General features: G+C 72.5%; 13 protein-coding genes. 3 read left to right on the top strand and 10 right to left on the bottom strand.

The features are described from left to right. Positions 1-33 precede the first annotated feature (33 nt). From QSK21_RS01010 to QSK21_RS01020, 3 genes are all read right to left on the bottom strand, one after another. The gene (locus QSK21_RS01010; RefSeq protein ID WP_285692820.1) at positions 34-1,044 is read right to left on the bottom strand and encodes an iron ABC transporter substrate-binding protein; all 1,011 of its coding nucleotides are present in this window, start codon (positions 1,042-1,044) and stop codon (positions 34-36) included. Between the two features lie 68 nt (positions 1,045-1,112). Further along, a complete protein-coding gene (locus tag QSK21_RS01015; protein ID WP_285692822.1) occupies positions 1,113-2,561 on the bottom strand; it encodes a hypothetical protein in 1,449 nt (482 codons plus the stop codon). Then, a complete protein-coding gene (locus tag QSK21_RS01020; protein WP_285692824.1) occupies positions 2,558-3,478 on the bottom strand; it encodes an NAD-dependent epimerase/dehydratase family protein in 921 nt (306 codons plus the stop codon). Before QSK21_RS01020 ends, QSK21_RS01015 begins: the two co-directional genes overlap by 4 nt. 129 nt (positions 3,479-3,607) lie before the next feature. On the opposite strand from QSK21_RS01020, the gene QSK21_RS01025 reads away from it, so the two are divergent. The 3 genes from QSK21_RS01025 (at position 3,608) to QSK21_RS01035 (ending at position 6,928) form a co-directional block, all read left to right on the top strand. Next, positions 3,608-5,221 (top strand): glycosyltransferase, encoded by a 1,614-nt coding sequence (locus tag QSK21_RS01025; protein WP_285692825.1) that lies wholly within the window; start codon positions 3,608-3,610, stop codon positions 5,219-5,221. Between the two features lie 112 nt (positions 5,222-5,333). Then, a complete protein-coding gene (locus QSK21_RS01030; RefSeq protein WP_285692828.1) occupies positions 5,334-6,452 on the top strand; it encodes an acetamidase/formamidase family protein in 1,119 nt (372 codons plus the stop codon). 62 nt (positions 6,453-6,514) lie between these two features. Further along, positions 6,515-6,928, top strand: a complete 414-nt coding sequence (locus QSK21_RS01035) for a VOC family protein (protein ID WP_285692829.1) — start codon at positions 6,515-6,517, stop codon at positions 6,926-6,928. Positions 6,929-7,195: 267 nt separating this feature from the next. Here QSK21_RS01035 and QSK21_RS01040 read toward each other — a convergent pair whose 3' ends face one another. The 7 genes from QSK21_RS01040 to QSK21_RS01070 form a co-directional block, all read right to left on the bottom strand. Beyond that, on the bottom strand, positions 7,196-7,978 hold the full coding sequence (locus QSK21_RS01040; protein ID WP_285692832.1) for an acetate uptake transporter family protein: 783 nt from the start codon (positions 7,976-7,978) through the stop codon (positions 7,196-7,198). Positions 7,979-8,106: 128 nt separating this feature from the next. Next, positions 8,107-9,243 (bottom strand): lysylphosphatidylglycerol synthase transmembrane domain-containing protein, encoded by a 1,137-nt coding sequence (locus QSK21_RS01045; protein ID WP_285692834.1) that lies wholly within the window; start codon positions 9,241-9,243, stop codon positions 8,107-8,109. Between the two features lie 160 nt (positions 9,244-9,403). Next, positions 9,404-9,817 carry an aconitase X swivel domain-containing protein gene (locus tag QSK21_RS01050; protein ID WP_285692836.1) on the bottom strand — a complete coding sequence of 138 codons (414 nt, stop codon included), beginning with the start codon at positions 9,815-9,817 and terminating at the stop codon, positions 9,404-9,406. Next, on the bottom strand, positions 9,814-11,094 hold the full coding sequence (locus tag QSK21_RS01055) for an aconitase X (protein ID WP_285692838.1): 1,281 nt from the start codon (positions 11,092-11,094) through the stop codon (positions 9,814-9,816). Before QSK21_RS01055 ends, QSK21_RS01050 begins: the two co-directional genes overlap by 4 nt. Positions 11,095-11,151: 57 nt before the next feature. Further along, complete coding sequence (locus QSK21_RS01060) at positions 11,152-12,441, bottom strand: FAD-dependent oxidoreductase (protein ID WP_285692840.1); 1,290 nt, start codon at positions 12,439-12,441, stop codon at positions 11,152-11,154. Further along, positions 12,416-14,149, bottom strand: a complete 1,734-nt coding sequence (locus tag QSK21_RS01065) for a dihydroxy-acid dehydratase (protein ID WP_285692843.1) — start codon at positions 14,147-14,149, stop codon at positions 12,416-12,418. Before QSK21_RS01065 ends, QSK21_RS01060 begins: the two co-directional genes overlap by 26 nt. After that, entirely contained in the window at positions 14,146-15,195 is a 1,050-nt protein-coding gene (locus QSK21_RS01070) for an ABC transporter substrate-binding protein (RefSeq protein ID WP_285692845.1), read from the bottom strand. Before QSK21_RS01070 ends, QSK21_RS01065 begins: the two co-directional genes overlap by 4 nt. Positions 15,196-15,397: the final 202 nt, after the last annotated feature.

Here is a 15,397-nt window from a genome sequence, read left to right on the forward strand (position 1 = left end):
GTGCCCGCCCGGCGCGTGAGCGGACGGCGATGCTCAGACCAGTCCCACCTCCTTGAGCAGGTCGAGGGTCCGCTCCAGCGAGTCCAGGCTGCTGAGGTCGATGTCGGGCCCGTGGAGCGAGTCGAGCGGCGGCAGGCCCCTCTCGGCGGGCACGCCGGCGACCAGCGGGTACTCCTTGGTCTCCGTGGCGAAATGGGCCTGCGCCGTGCGGCTCAGCAGGAAGTCGACGGCCTTCTCCGCGGCGGCGCGCCGCTCGGTGCCCTTGAGGACGCCGATCCCCGCGACGTTGATGAGGCCGCCGGGGTCGCCGCCGGTGACGAACGCGATGCGGGCGTGCACGGCGGCCTGCCCCTTCTCCGCCACCTCCTCGTACCAGTAGTAGTGGTTGATCAGCGCGAGGGCGATCTCGCCGCGGTCGACGGCCTCCAGCGCCAGGACGTTGTTGTCGTAGCTCCTGGTGCCGGCCGCCTTCATGGCGGTCAGCCACTGGCGCGCCCTGGCCTCGCCCTCGGTCACCCGCATGCCGGTGACGAACGCCTGGAACGAGGCGTTGGTCGGCGCCCACCCGACGCGGCCCCGCCAGGCGGGCCCGGTCAGCTCGAAGACGCTCTTGGGCGGCCGTGGCACCTGGCGCGGATCGTAGGCGAACACGCGGGCGCGGCCGGACAGGCCCACCCAGGTGCCGTCCTTGGCACGGAACTCGGCCGGTACGCGGCCCAGCAGCGGCTGGGGCAGCGCCTGGAGCCGCCCCGCCTTGGTGAGGGCGCCGAGGGCCCCGGCGTCCTGGGAGAAGAACAGGTCGGCGCGGGTCCGGTCGCCCTCCTCCTGGATCTGCGCGGCCAGTTCGGCGCTGTCGCCGTACCGCACCTGCACGTTGAGCCCGGTCGTGCGCTCCATGTCGTCCAGCAGCGGCCCGACCAGGTTCTTGTTCCGTCCCGAGTAGATGACCAGGGCGTCGTCGTCGAAGCCGTCCCCGCCGCAGGCGGCGAGGACGAGCGGCGTCAACAGCGCCCACAAGGCCAGCAGGGCCAGTCGGGGACGCATCACGTCATTCCGACGAGGAGGCGGAGCCCGAGCCCGACCCGGAGCCCGATCCTCCGTCGCCGTCGCCGTCAGAGCACCCGGCCAGGGCGAACGTCAGCGCGCTGGTCAGGGCCAGGGTCAGGGCGGCGAGACGGGTGGTGAGGCGTTTCATGGGGATTCCCTTTCGTGTTGATGGACGAGTACCGGATGAACAGGACGAACACCGCGATCCACACCAGATGCGGCACGACGAACCCCGTGAAGGGCTCGTGGTAGGGCGGCAGCAGGGGGCGTAGCAGCCGGTATCCCGGGTAGCCGACCGACTGGAACCCCGACACCCAGGTGAGCGTCCGCGCGTAGCCCTCGGCGAGCAGCCAGCCATACGCCAGGACGCCCGAACAGCCCGCGACCAGCGCCACCCGCCGGACGACCGGGGGCGCGCAGCGCGCGAGCCACCAGAGGATCAGCAGCAGGGCCAGCGGCAGCACCACGACCGTCTGGCGGCCGGGCCACCAGTTGCCCCGCATCGTCAGCGCCACGAACGTTGCGGTCAGCCACCCCGCCGTCAGCGGCAGGACAAGCGCCGCGGCGCCCCGCGGACGCAGCCGTACGGCCGCCGCCACGGCCGGGACGAGCAGGAGCCAGCCCGGCTGCCAGGCGGCCAGGCCGTAGCCGCGGTCGATCAGCAGTCCGGTGAGCCGCAGCGCCCGGTCGGCGTAGTCGGGGTCGAACCCCATGACGCCGAACTCCCCGGACTTCTGGAAATGGTCGCCGGTGGCGTAGACCGTCCAGCCGCCCCACACCACGCGGTGCACCCACAGGTAGAGGACACCCATGAGCGTGAGGCCGACGGTCAGCGCCCAGAGCTCGCGGCGCATCCCGGCCCGCCAAAGCCTCCACAGCGTGAGGACGGCGAGCACGGCGGCGACCGGCGCGTACTTCACCGAGAGCCAGGGCAGGGCGGTGAGCACGACGCCGATGACGAGCGGTGACGGGCGCTCGGCCGTCAGCGCCGCGACGGCGGTCGCCACGGCCAGAGCGGCGGGCACCTCGGGATAGACCTGCTGGCCGTACACGGCGAACGGGGCGGAGACGGCGGCCAGCACCACACCGGGAACCGCGATCCTCGGCGGCACCTCGAACCTGCGGATCGCCGTCCACAGCACCACGGCGGCGAGGGCACCGGCGAACAGGCTCAGCGCCACCTTGGCGCCCACCCAGCCGAACAGCCCCATCGGCACGGCCAGCAGCACCGGGAGCAACGGGTCGTGCGGGCTGATCTGGCGCCCGCCCGGCAGCACCTCGGTCTGCACGGGCAGTTCCCGGTCGTAGTAGACCCGCCAGCGGCGCTCGGCGAGCTCGTCGGCGATGTCCAGATCGCCGTCCTCGTACAGGGACAGCGCGGTGAGCAGGTACTGCGGCTCGTCGACCGCGACGTGTCCCGCGTAGGTCGCGCGCACGCCGATGCCGAGGATCGCGGCGATCGTTCCGGCGCAGAACGCCAGGGCGAGCGCGGCCCGCATCGGGGCGCCGGTCACGGCACGGCTCCGGTGGCGCCGAGAGTGCCGGCCGGAACGGTGGCGCGGACCTGGCGGGCCACGACGTCGACCAGGTCGGTGCGTGGGACGAACCCGGTGAGCTCCACGAGCCTGCTGATGTCGGCCAGGGAGTGGCGCACCTCGGCGGGTCCCGCCGGTTCCACGGTGTAGGAGACCGGCGTGCCGAGTACGGCGGCGACGGCCTCGACCATGCTGCGCAGCGTGTGGCCCGTCCCGGTGCCGACGTTCACCACGCCTTGGGCGCGCACCTCCGCGAGCGCGAGGATCGCGTGGACGGCGTCCCGCACGTCGGTGATGTCGCGGGTACGGTCCGGCGAGCCGAGCAGGCGCAGCGGACGGCCCTCGCGGGCCGCCTCGATCCACAGCGAGAACGCCATGTCGGGCCGCTGGCCCTCACCGGCCACGGTGAACGGGCGGACGATCGTCAGCGCGCCGCCCTCCGCCAGCCGCCCGGCGCACAGCCGTTCCATCGCCACCTTGCTCCGGGCGTAGCCGCCGCGGGGGCGCGGCCGGTCGTCCTCGCGGCACGCCCGCCCGTCCACCGCTCCGCCGTAGACGGCCGAGGAGGAGGCGACGACCAAGGGGACGTGGAGGGGAACGGCGTCCAGCACGGCTGCGGTGGCCAGCACGTTGTCGCGGTGCCGACGCCGGTCGGCGTCCGCCGCCCGGTCGCGGACTCCGGGGCATCCGGCCAGGTGGTACACCACGTCGGCGCTTTCGAGCGCGATCCGCACCATGGGGTCGCCGGAGGTGAGGTCGGCGGTGAGGACGGTGAGCCCCGGAGCGGCGGCCGACGGCACGCGGTCGATGCCGATGACGCGCTCGCCACGGCGCAGCAGCTCCCGGGTCAGTGCGCGGCCGATGAATCCCGCCGCTCCGGTCACGATCGCCGTCATGGTGTCTCCGCGTAGCGCCTGCCGACGACGCCACGGCATCCCGGGGCCGGATGATGCCATGGCACATCGTTCAACAATCAATTAAAGATAGCCTAACCTTAGTACGCTGCCCTGAGGAGGGGTTCGCCCATGCCGAACCTGGTCAGAGCCCTTCGCATCGGCGCCGGCTGCGCCGTCCTCGGCGTGGCGGCGGTGTACCTCACGCGGGTCGTCTCCGGACCGGCGCTGTCGGATGCGGCCCGCGCGGTCGCCGCCGACCCCGCCGGCCTGTCGATCGGGCTGGCCTGCTACGCCGCCGCGTTCGCCCTGCGCGCCGCTTTATGGACGCGCGTCCTCCCTGGATTGCCGAACGGTCACTCCTGGGCGGCGCTGCACGTCTCCCTGCTCGGCAACCACGTGCTGCCGCTGCGGCTCGGCGAGGCGCTCAGGGTGACCAGCGTGACCCGCCGCACGGGACGGGAGACCGCCCCGGTCGTCGCGTCCACGGTCTTCCTGCGCGCCGCCGACCTGCTCGCCGTGCTGGCCCTCGCCGCCGCGGCCGCCCCCGGGCTGGTGCTGACGCTGACCGGCGCCTGGATCTGGCCCGCCGGGCTGCTGCTCGTCGCGGTCACGGCGGCCGGTTTCGCCTGGCTGAGGCGCACGCGGAGCACAGGGACCGATGCGCCCATCGCTCCCGCGCTGCTCGCCCTGCCGGTCGCGGCGGCGGCGTGGGCGCTGGAGTCCGCGGTGCTGTTCCAGCTCGCGGACGCGGCCGGAGTGCCGCTGACACCGTACGAGGCGGTCGCGGTCACCGCCGTCACCATCGCCGCGCAGACGGTCGCGATCACACCGGGCGGCATCGGGTCGTACGAGGCGGCGGCCACGGCGGCGCTCACCGCGCTCGGCACCCCGGCGGGCCCCGCCTTCGCGCTGGCCCTGCTGACCCACGCGGTGAAGACCGCCTACGCGCTGGTGACCGGCGCGGTCGCGCTGTGGGTCCCCGCTCCGTCCTACTTCGGGCGGCTGCGGCTCCCCCGCGTCCTGCCGCCCCGCCCGGAGCCGCGGCCGGTGGACGGCGGGGCGCCCGTCGTCGTCTTCATCCCCGCCTTCAACGAGGAGGAGTCGGTCGGCCAGGTCGTCGCCAGGCTGCCCGCCACCGTGGACGGGCGGGACGTGGTCACCATCGTGGTGAACGACGGCTCCACCGACGCGACCGCCGAACGCGCCGCACGGGCCGGCGCACGCGTCGTCCACCAGCCCCGCAACCTGGGGCTCGGCGCGGCGGTGCGCCGGGGCCTGGCCGAGGCCGTCGCGCTCGGACCGGCCGCCGTGGTCTACCTCGACGCGGACGGCGAGTACTTCCCCGAGGACATCGCGACCGTGGTCGAGCCCGTGCTCAAGGGCGCCGCCGACTACGTCGTCGGCTCGCGCTTCACCGGGGACATCCGGCGGATGCTGCCGCACCGCCGCCTGGGCAACCTCGTCCTGACCCGCTGGGTGCGGTGGCTCACCCGGCGCCGCGACCTCACCGACGGGCAGAGCGGCTACCGCGCGTTCTCCCCCGCCGCGGCCGCCACGGCCGAGGTGATCCACGACTACAACTACGCGCAGGTCCTCACCCTCGACCTCCTCGCCAAGGGCTACCGCTACCAGGAGGTGCCGATCCGCTACACCTTCCGCGAGACCGGCACCTCCTTCATCAAGCTCGGCCGTTACCTCCGCAAGGTCGTCCCGGCCGTGCACCGGGAGCTGAACACGCCCTGACCGTCCCGTCGTTCCCCCCGGAAACGACCCGTCACGGACATCTCATTGACAGCCGGGACATGAGGCGAAAGCCTCACGATCATCTCTATGCCAAGGTGAGGAGAGTGGCGGGATGGCCGTTCACGAGATCCGCATCGACCCGGCCAAGACCCTGACGGACGAGCCCGGCACGGGCCACAACCGGTGGCACCCCGGCATCCCGCCGGTGGTGCGCTGCGCGCCGGGCGACGAGGTCGTCATGGAGACGCGGGACGCGTTCGACGGGCAGATCGGACCCTCCAGCACCGCGGAGGCGGTGGCCTCGGCCAGCCTGGACGTGGTGCACCCGCTGACCGGCCCGGTGTACGTCGAGGGCGCCCAGCCCGGCGACCTGCTCGAAGTGGAGATCCTTGAGATCGTGCCGGACACGTTCGGGTTCACCGTGCAGGCACCGGGGTTCGGGTTCCTGCGGGACGAGTTCCCCGACCCCTTCATCGTCCACTGGGACATCGCCGACGGCTGGGCGACCTCGGCCGACCTGCCCGGCGTCCGCATCCCCGGAGCCCCGTTCATGGGAACGATCGGACTGTCGCCGGGGCACGACGCGCTGCGCCGGATCACCGAACGGGAGCAGGCGTCCCTGGACGCCGGCGGCTTCGTGCTCCCGCCGTCGGCCGCGGGCGCGGTGCCGTCCGACCCGGAGATCGCGGCCACGGCGCTGCGCACCGTCCCGCCCCGGGAGCAGGGCGGCAACGTGGACATCAAGCAGCTCACCGCGGGGACCCGGCTGTTCCTCCCGGTCGACACCCCCGGCGGCCTGTTCAGCGCCGGCGACGCGCACTTCGCGCAGGGTGACAGCGAGACGTGCGGCACGGCCATCGAGATGAGGTCGACGCTGCGGGTGCGGTTCACCGTGCACGAGGGGGAGGCGCGGGAGAAGGGCATCACCGACCCCAGGTTCTCGCGCACGGACTACTGGGTGGCGCCGGAGTTCGCGGCGCCGCGCCGGTTCTTCGCCACCACCGGCATGTCCGTCGCCAGGGACGGCGGCGGGGTCGTCGCCGAGGACCTGACGCTGGCCGCCCGCAACGCCCTGCTGAACATGATCGACCATCTCGGCGAGCGGGGGTGGAGCCGCCAGCAGGCGTACGCCCTGTGCAGCGTCGCCGTCGACCTCAAGATCAGCCAGCTTGTGGACGTGCCGAGCTTCCTGGTTTCGGCGTTCCTGCCGCTGGACATCTTCACCGACTGACCGTCTCCCTACTGACCGTGTTCACCTGACCGCATTCGACCGCCCTGTTGTGCGAGGACGCCGTGACGAGCAGGCTCACCGAGATCGTCGTCGACTGCCGCGACCCCGGCGCGCTGGCGGCGTTCTGGGCCGCCGTCCTGGACTACCACGTGGTGCGCGCCGACGACGGCCAGGTCGAGATCGCGCCTTGGCGGCGCGAACCCTCCGACCTGGCCGAGCGGCTGCGGCGGGCGCCGGGTGCCCCGGCGCTGGTGTTCGTGGCCGTCCCCGAGGGCAAGGCGGTCAAGAACCGCCTGCATCTGGACGTCCGTCCGCTGGACGGCGACCTGGAGGCGGAGGTGGACAGGCTGATCGGCCTGGGTGCGAGCAGGGTGGACATCGGTCAGGGTGAGCGGCCGTGGACGGTGCTCGCCGACCCGGAGGGCAACGAGTTCTGCGTCCTGGGCTCTCTGGAATGGCTCGCCACCCAGGCATGAGGAAGGTCTTCTCGTCCGCGGCCGGGCGCGCCCGTTCAGTGAGGGAAATCCACGCAGGTAGGCGTCCGAAGACCGCGCGCCGCGGCATCGTCGCGGGCGCACGCGAGATGGTACGCGCGGAGCACGCGCCGCCAGAGCCGGGCTGCGAAAGACATGACCCCTCCATCCTGCGTGACGCTGTGAGCGAAATCCCAGCGTACGACAGGATGGAGAGGTCTTGACCAGGACCCTCGGCCGGTCGGCCCACCGGCCGGCCCGCCGACCGGCCTACTGGCCGACCCGGACGCCCGGCTCGCCGTAGCGGTACTCGAGCGGCCGGCTGGCCCTGCGGCCCGGGACGTTGGCCGCCTGGCGGTACTTGCCGAGCGGCAGGATCGTCCGGCCGTAGGTCTCCTCCAGCATCATGGACGCCGCCACGTAGACGGCGAGACCGGCCGCGATCACGAAGAGCCAGCCGCCGGTGCGCAGCGGCCAGGTGGACCCCGTCCAGAAGCCCGCCGCGGTGAACCCGGCCCCCGCCGCGAGCACCAGCAGCAAGGCGGCCTGCGCCAGGTTCCGGCCGAGCGCGGCCAGGGCGCCCAGCGCCGTGATCACGCACAGCGGGATGAACCAGAACGCGAACGCCGTGTTGGTCACGCCGATCGACGGCGCCACCACCAGCGGGAACGAGCCGATCGCGATCAGCAGGAACAGCAGGCCCCAGGCCAGCCAGAACGCGCCCCACATGCCGTGGATGGCGGTGGCCAGCCCGTCCCGGGCCCGGTAGGACCACATGCCCGCCAGGAACTGCGCCAGACCGCCGAAGGTCAGCGCGAACGGGAACAGGACCAGCGGCGTGGCGGCACCTCCGTACCAGCCCGCCTGCCAGGCGCCCACCATCATGGTGGCGCCGGCGAAGCCGAACAGCCCGAGAATCGACGGAGCCGCGACCGGCTGGAGGAACACGCGGGTGCGCCCCTCCCAGGCGGCGTGGTCGTCGGTGAACGTCCCGGGTGCCGGGTGTTGCCCGACCGTCCCGCCCCTTTCCGTGTGCTCTCTAGGTTCGCTCATGGGTTCCCCCCGAGTGATAGAGCGGCTATCTGCATCCACCTATCCGGACGAAGCACACCTAAACTGGATCTTCATGATCGAAACGCCCCTGACCAGGGACGGCTCACTCAGGGAAACGCTCCGATCGCCTACGGGCGCTGGGTTTCGGGCTTGACGAGGAAGGCGTACCGCTTCGCCAGAGGGCCGAAGAATTCCTCCGCGATCACCCTGACGGGCACCCGGCCGGGAAGGGCGCGCGTCCCGGCGGCGCGCTCCTCCCGTCGCCTGCGGAGGGTACCCGCGAAGAGCAGGCCGATCGGGACCGGGGCCCAGTGCGTCACGGCACGGAAGATCAGGACGCCCGACAGCGCGAGCGCGGTCTGCGTGCCGGTGAGGGCGAGCAGGCCGACCAGCGCCGCCTCCGTGGAGCCGAGCCCGCCGGGACCGGGGACGAGGCCGCCCGCGGCGGCGGCGAGCATGTAGATGGCGACCAGCGTGCCGACCTCGCCGGGCGTTGCCGCGCCGGGGACCGCCAGCATGCTGATCGCGAAGGCCAGGCCCATGACCAGGGTGGTGGCGGCGGAGGCGGCCGTCATGACCAGCAGGTCACGCGGCCTGCGCAGGATCTGCGCGCAGGCGGCCAGGGTGTCCCGCAGCCGGTCGCGCAGCAGCAGGAACGCCACGCAGGCGGCCACGGCCGCGACGGCCGCGACGATGATCAGCGGGACCGCGAGCCCGGCGAGGTACCGGCCCAGCTCCGGCAGCAGGGCCCCGCCGCCGGTCGCCAGCGCGACCGGGATGACGACCGCGAACAGCAGCAGGTCGGAGATCGCGCCGAAGACCTGGAGCAGCCCCGCCAGGGCCACCGCCCGCGACGGCGAGGTCCCGCCACCGGCGAGATAGCGCGCGTTGACCGCGACGGTGCCGAGGCCACCGCCGGTGACCCGGTTCGCCGTCGCCGCGGTGAACTGGGCCATCGTCGCGTGCAGCAGCGGCAGCCGCCGCCCGGCCGCGCCGCTCAGCGCCACCGCGGAGAACCAGAAGTGGGCGACCACCAGGGCCACCAGGACGGGGAGGACGACCCAGTGCGCCTCACCGACCGCGCGCAGGGCGCCCGACACCGTCGCGGCCGCCTCGCCACGGGACAGCGCAAGAGCCGAGCCCGCGAGCAGCGCGGCGCCGCCCAGGACCAGCGCGAGCGAACGCATCGGCGGCACGCGCCGCGGCCCGCGGCGCCGGACCGCGGGCCGGGCCGCGTTCCTGGCCGGGACGGTGTGCACGGACATCGGGAACCTCCGCTGAGACCGGTAGGCGGACCCCGAACCCTCTCGTTCCGCCTGATCCCAGCCAACCGCGCGGCGGCCCGAAGATCATTGGTGATATCTCACCGATCCATGGTGGGGTCAGCACCACCCGGCCCGTGGCGCCTACCCGAGAGGCCCCACGTCAGCGCGCGGGCTTCACCGTGACGACGCCGCGATGCGCGTCGACGGTGACGAGATCGCCCGTCCTGATGACCTCCACGGGGTCCTCGTCCAGCTCGGACACCGTCGGGACCCGGGTGACCACCGCACCCAGCGCCGACTTGGCGGACAGGGTGGTGATCACCATCGCCAGCGGGGCCGTGCCGAGCAGCCGGGTGCTCTGGAAGAAGCCCGACCAGCCCGAGGAGCCCTTGGCGCCGGGGAAGACCAGGACCTTCCCGGTGAAGCAGACCCCGGACAGCTCGTGCCTGCGCTCGATGATCGTGCCCGTCGCGGGGTCGATGCCGCCCCAGCCGGAGATGGTCTCGCGCGTGACCAGGGCCTCGCCCTCGGCGTACCCGGGGACGATGCCGCGGCCTCGGATCTCGATGGTCATCGCAGGTCTCCTCGCCAGGTTCCGGTGACGGCGGCGTCCACGCATTCCTCCAGGGTTCCGAACCACGCCTCGATGCCCAGGATCGCGGGCAGGTAGTGCGCCTGCTTGGCCGAGTCGGTGGCGAACACGCGGGTGCCCTCGGGCGCCACCCTGGACATCGCCGGGCAGGAGTCGGTCAGCACCCGGCCGCCCGCGCGCTGGATGGTCTCGGTGTAGCCGCTGCGGTCGGCCATGGCGCGCAGCGCCCGCGGAGCCATGATCCACAACTCGGTGCCCGGGCTGAGCCTCCGCCCGTCGAGCGCGCGCGCCGTCCTGGCGATCTGGTCGAGGGACGCGTGCGGGCAGCCGAGCAGGACGAAGTCGACGTCCGTGGACCGGCCCTGGTCGTTCAGCCGCTCGTAGATCCCGCGGCGCTCGCGCTCCCCGTACACGACCTTCTCGGGCAGCGCCCGCCCGCCGAAGGCGGCCTCCACGGTCGGCGCCTCCGGGGTGATGCCGGGGATGTGGTACAGCTCCACGCCCCCCGACGAGGCCGCCGCCGCGCCGAAGTGCTTGAGGTCGGTCAGGTCGGGACGGTGCAGGTCGCCGATCACGACCGGGCGGTTCTCCTGGACGACCTCACCCACGAAATAGCCGAACATCCCCCAGTCGAGGAACCCGTCGACGGGCACGGCCGCCTCGATCAGGTGGGTGCCGTGGCGGTTCTCCTCATGGTGGTTGCCCCAGCAGGGGATCTTGCCCGTCAGGCTCGCCGCGCCCGTGGACGCCGTGCCCTCGCAGTTGGTCCTGGCGCCCAGGACGGAGTTGGCGTACACGACCGCCGACGACTCCATCCAGGCGCAGTGCTCGCCGCGCACCGGCAGGTTCCCCACCTGGTACGGCGTGCACGTGGCGAGGATGTTGACCCCGTGCGCGCCGTAGAAGGACTCGGCGTCCCCTTGGAGCGCGACCATGTTCTCCGGGTACGGCACCACCCCGAGCGCGTCCTCGCCGAATCCGTGCTGAAGCTGGCACGTCGGCACCCGCATGTGCGGGATCTCCAGATCGTCGTCGCTGTCCAGGTTGATCACGGCGAACGCCTTGTTCCAGCCGCCCTCGCGCACCAGCCTGGCCTTCACCGGGGACGGCTGGGTCATCGTCCCCGCGACGTTGCGGATGTCGCACAGCCCGTCGGCGCCCAGCGCCTCCCCGTACCGGACGAGCAGATCCATCGCGGCGGCCACCGCCGGTCCCTCGGCTCCGTCCAGCATCGCCTTCTCGTCGTCCGCCAGCCGCACCGGCCCTCTCCCCTCCCTTGTTCGCGTACAGGTCGCCTACACGTCGCCTACAGGTGCCTACTCGTCGACGTTCTCGCGGATCCGCTCGCGCAGCTCGCCGGTGTCGATCTCCTGGACGGAGCCCTCGCCGGCGAGGTCGAGCGCGTGCGCGGCGGCATGCCCGGTCGCGGCGCACGGGCCCATCACCCGGACGCTCGACAGCGCGGCGGCGTCACCGTCCACGCAGCGCCCGGCCGCGACGAGGTTGTGCGCGCCCAGCGGGATCAGGCTGCGCAAGGGGACGTAGTGGACGTGGTCGGGCCCGAACGTCTCCCACACGTACCCCTCCGCCCGGTCGTGCAGCTCGATCGGCCAGGCCGTGCGGGCCACCGCGTCCTCGAACCGGTACCCGGTCCTGACCTCCTCCAGCGAGAGCTGGTGGACGGCCGCGATCCAGCGGGTCTGGCGGCGTCCGGGGAATCCGTAGTTGCGCACCCGCGCCTCCCCGAACGCCTTCGGGAACTCCCTGCGCAGGAACTCCACGACACGGTCGGCCTGGGCCCGCCCCTCAAGCTGCGCACGGGACGCGTGGACGGCCTCCAGCGGCGCCTCGACATGGGTCATGTTCATGACCGCGGTGTTCCGGCCGGGGAAGAAGAACGCCAGGCCGTCCCGCCGCAGCAGGCCGTACTCCGTCGCCTTCTCCTCGATCCGGGCCACCAGCTCGGCCGGTTCGGGCTTGAACTCCTCGCGCAGGTTCTCCAGCCGGATCTGCTGCGAGCCCCAGACGGTGCGTTCGGGGACCCGGCAGGGCAGGCCCGCCTCCCAGGTGAGGGCCGCGTCGCCGGTCGCGTCCACGAAACCGGTCGCGCGCACCCGGACCAGGCCGTGCCGGGTGGCGAACGTGGTCGCGCCGATCCGGCCGCCGTCCGCCTCCACCCGCAGCACCGACGCGCCGAGCACGACCTGGATCCCCAGGGAGTGGACGAGGTTCTCCACCCACCGGCCCAGGACCACCTCGTCGTAGGCCACGGTCACGGTGTGGCCCTTGTTGAAGTGGATGTCGTTCGTCCTGGCCAGATCGGTGAACATCGGGTCGAAGATCCCGCGGGTGAACCGGTGGTAGCGCGGGGCGTTACCGTAGACGCCGCAGAACAACCCGATGATCGAGTTCACGCACTGCCCGCCGAGCAGCGGAAGGGCGTCCGCGAGCACCACCGACCGGCCGAGCCGCCGCGCCGCCACCGCGGCCGACAGCCCCGAGATCCCGGCGCCCACCACGCAGAGGTCGGCGGTCAGCTCCTCCACCGGGTCCGCGGCCGGCCTGGTGACGGTGTTGACCTTAAGCTCGGTGAGCTCGTGCGGCATTCGTGCTCCTGTCGCTCGGGGGAAGGTCGTTGCCACGCAGGGTCGCCCCACGGTGCAGGGGCTCGACCGAGCGCGCGTACACGGAGAGCCATCCGGAGCTGTCACCGGGCACCTGATGCGGCGGCCGCTCCGCGTGCCGCCGCTCCAGCTCGCGCTCGTCGACGAGCAGGTCGACGCGGCGGGCGGCCAGGTCGATGGAGATCGGGTCGCCGTCCTCGACGACCCCCAGCGGCCCGGGGAGCACGCCTTCGGGCTGCACCTCCCCCACCACGATCCCCTTGTTGACCAGCCCCGACAGTTGACCGTCGGTGACCACGGCGACCCGTTCGGTCAGCCCGGCGCCGTTGAGCGCGAAGACCGTCTGGGACGCCATGCCCATGCCGGGGGTGCCCACGGGGCCGAGCCCGCGCAGCACCAGCACGTCCCCGGGGCGGACGCCGCCGCCTTCGATGGCGGCGATCGCGGACGGCGCGTCGTCGAAGACCCGGGCCGTGCCCTCAAAGGTGGCGGGACGCTCCTCGGTCACCGACAGCTTGACGATGGCCGTGTCGGGAGCGAGCGAGCCGCGCACGACCACGACCGTCGGGTGATCGCCGCGCGGGTCGCTCAGCGGGCGGATGACCCGCTCGTCCTTGACGACCGCGCGGGCCACCCGGTCCGCCATCGTGTCGCCGGTGACGGTGACGGCGTCCCCTTCGAGCGCCTCGCCGAGCTGCTTGAGGACCGCGAGGGCGCCGCCCGCGTCCTCGAACTCCTCGATGCCGTCCTCCCCGTTGGGACGGACGGCGGCCAGCGGCCTGATCGTGTCCGCGTACTTCTCGAACAGCCGGTACACGTCGATCTCGGCGCCGGACTCCCGCGCGATCGCCTGTAGATGCTTGACGCAGTTGATCGAACCGCTGACCGCGAGCACCGCCATCACCGCGTTGGCGAACGCCCCCGGCGTCATGATGGTCCGGGGGCGGCGATCCTCGCGCACCGCCCGGACGATCGCCTCGCCACTGGCCTCCACCGCCCGCCACATCGTCTCGCCGTTCGCCCGTACCGGCGCGGTGCCGGGCAACGTCATGCCGAGCGCCTCGGCCACGATGTGCATGGAGTTCGCGGTGCCCATGCCGGTGCACACGCCCGGCCCGGTGATCGCGCGTTCGCTCAGGTCGCACAGGCCGTCGACGGTGATGCCGCCGAATCTCAGCCCTCCGGCGCGCAGGAACACCTCCTCGATGTCGACCCGCTCACCGTTGTCGAGCCGTCCGCAGCTCTGGTAGCCACAGGCCAGGACCAGCGTCGGGACGTCGGTCCGGGCCGCCGCCATGAGCTGGCCCGGCGTCGTCTTGTCGCACGACGCCAGGCACACCATGCCGTCCAGTTGGGCGCCCTCGACCACCGCCTCGATGTCGGCGGCCAGCAGGTCGCGGCTCGACAGGACATGGCCGCCGCCGCGGCCCGCGGACATGATGAAGTCCGTCGGCGCGACCGTGCGGATCTCGAACCCGACCCCGCCCGCGGCCTCCACCGACCGCTTGACCGCCGCGGCGACGGGGTCGAGATGCGCGAAGCACGGCGCCAGCCCCGACGACGAGTTCACGATCGCGATCTTCGGTTTGGTCAGGTCGTCGTCGGTCAGCCCGAGCGCGCGCCACTGTGCCCTGCGCGTCGCCCAGCGCGGGCTGCCCTCCGGAACCTCGCTCCGCAGCCGCCGGCTCATGTCTTGGGCAGGAGGGAGTTGTCGAACCACGAGGCCGCGTCACCGCCGGGTTTGGCGATGCCGGCGGAGGTGAGCTCCTTGTACCCGTTGGCCCACACGGTCCCGTCCGTGACCAGCAGCGGCTTGCTCGGGTCGCCGCCCGTCCAGGAGCCCCGGAGCTGTGTCAGGCTCGCCTTGACGATCTTGTCGTTGTCGAGCGTCGCGAACGAGTACTTCTCGCGCAGCGTCTTGACGGTCGCGTCCAGCGACCGGTCCGTCACGATCGAGGACACCGCGTCATGGATGGCCGCCATGAACTTCTTGAGGGTGTCCGGATCCTTCTTCAGGGCGTCCTTCGTCGTGACGTACACCTGCTGGTCGGACTTGACGAACTGGGCGGGGTCGAACGCCCCGGCGTCGGGGTTCTGCGACATCAGCAGGTTGGCGGTGTCGACGCTGACCACGTACCCGACGATCCTGCCCCGCTCCACCAGGTTGAACGTGCCCGGGGTGAGGCCCACGACCTGCCGCCTGGTCTCCTTGGGGTCGATGCCGGCGCCGGCCAGCACCAGCGACACCACCTTGTCGCTGGTCCCGCCCTCGGACGGCACGCCCATCGTCTGGCCGACCAGGTCCTGCGGCTTGGTGATCGGGTGGTTCTTCTTGCTGTACATGAACCGCAGCGACGAGCCGCGGCTGAGCGTCCCGATGGCGACGAACGGGCGCCGGGTCTCGGCGATCGCGATCATCACGTCGATCTGGCCGAGCCGGGTGATGGGGCCGATACCGGACAGCAGCGTCTGCATGGCCTGCGGCGATCCCTTGACCGGCTGCAACTTCACGTCGAGCCCGTGCTTCTCGAAGTGGCCGCCGGCCACGGCGAGCAGCTCGGGCGCCATCGACACGGTCTCCAGCGGCAGGTAGCTGAGGAACGTCGTCTGCTTCCCGCCCCCGCCGCCCCCGGAACCACCCGCGGGACCCGAACCGCAGGCCGCCAGCAGGGGAGAGCCGGCCGCCGCGGCGGCCAAGGCGAGGAAGGATCTGCGGGATGAGGCGAACTCGTTCACGGCACGACACTCCTATGTCCGATCTGACCAGGTCACACCCCGATTGCCGACGCACTGAGACTCGTGCCACGGCGCCCCGGCGACCACCCGCGTTTCCACATACCGGAAGGCCAGTCCAACGAATTCCGCTGCGCTCTCCGCGAGCGGGCGGAGCGGGAGGCGCGGCCGAAGATGCCTTTTGAGCGATTGCGCCCCGTATTAG

The organism is Actinomadura sp. NBRC 104412 (genome assembly GCF_030269515.1).
Classification (GTDB): Bacteria; Actinomycetota; Actinomycetes; order Streptosporangiales; family Streptosporangiaceae; genus Spirillospora.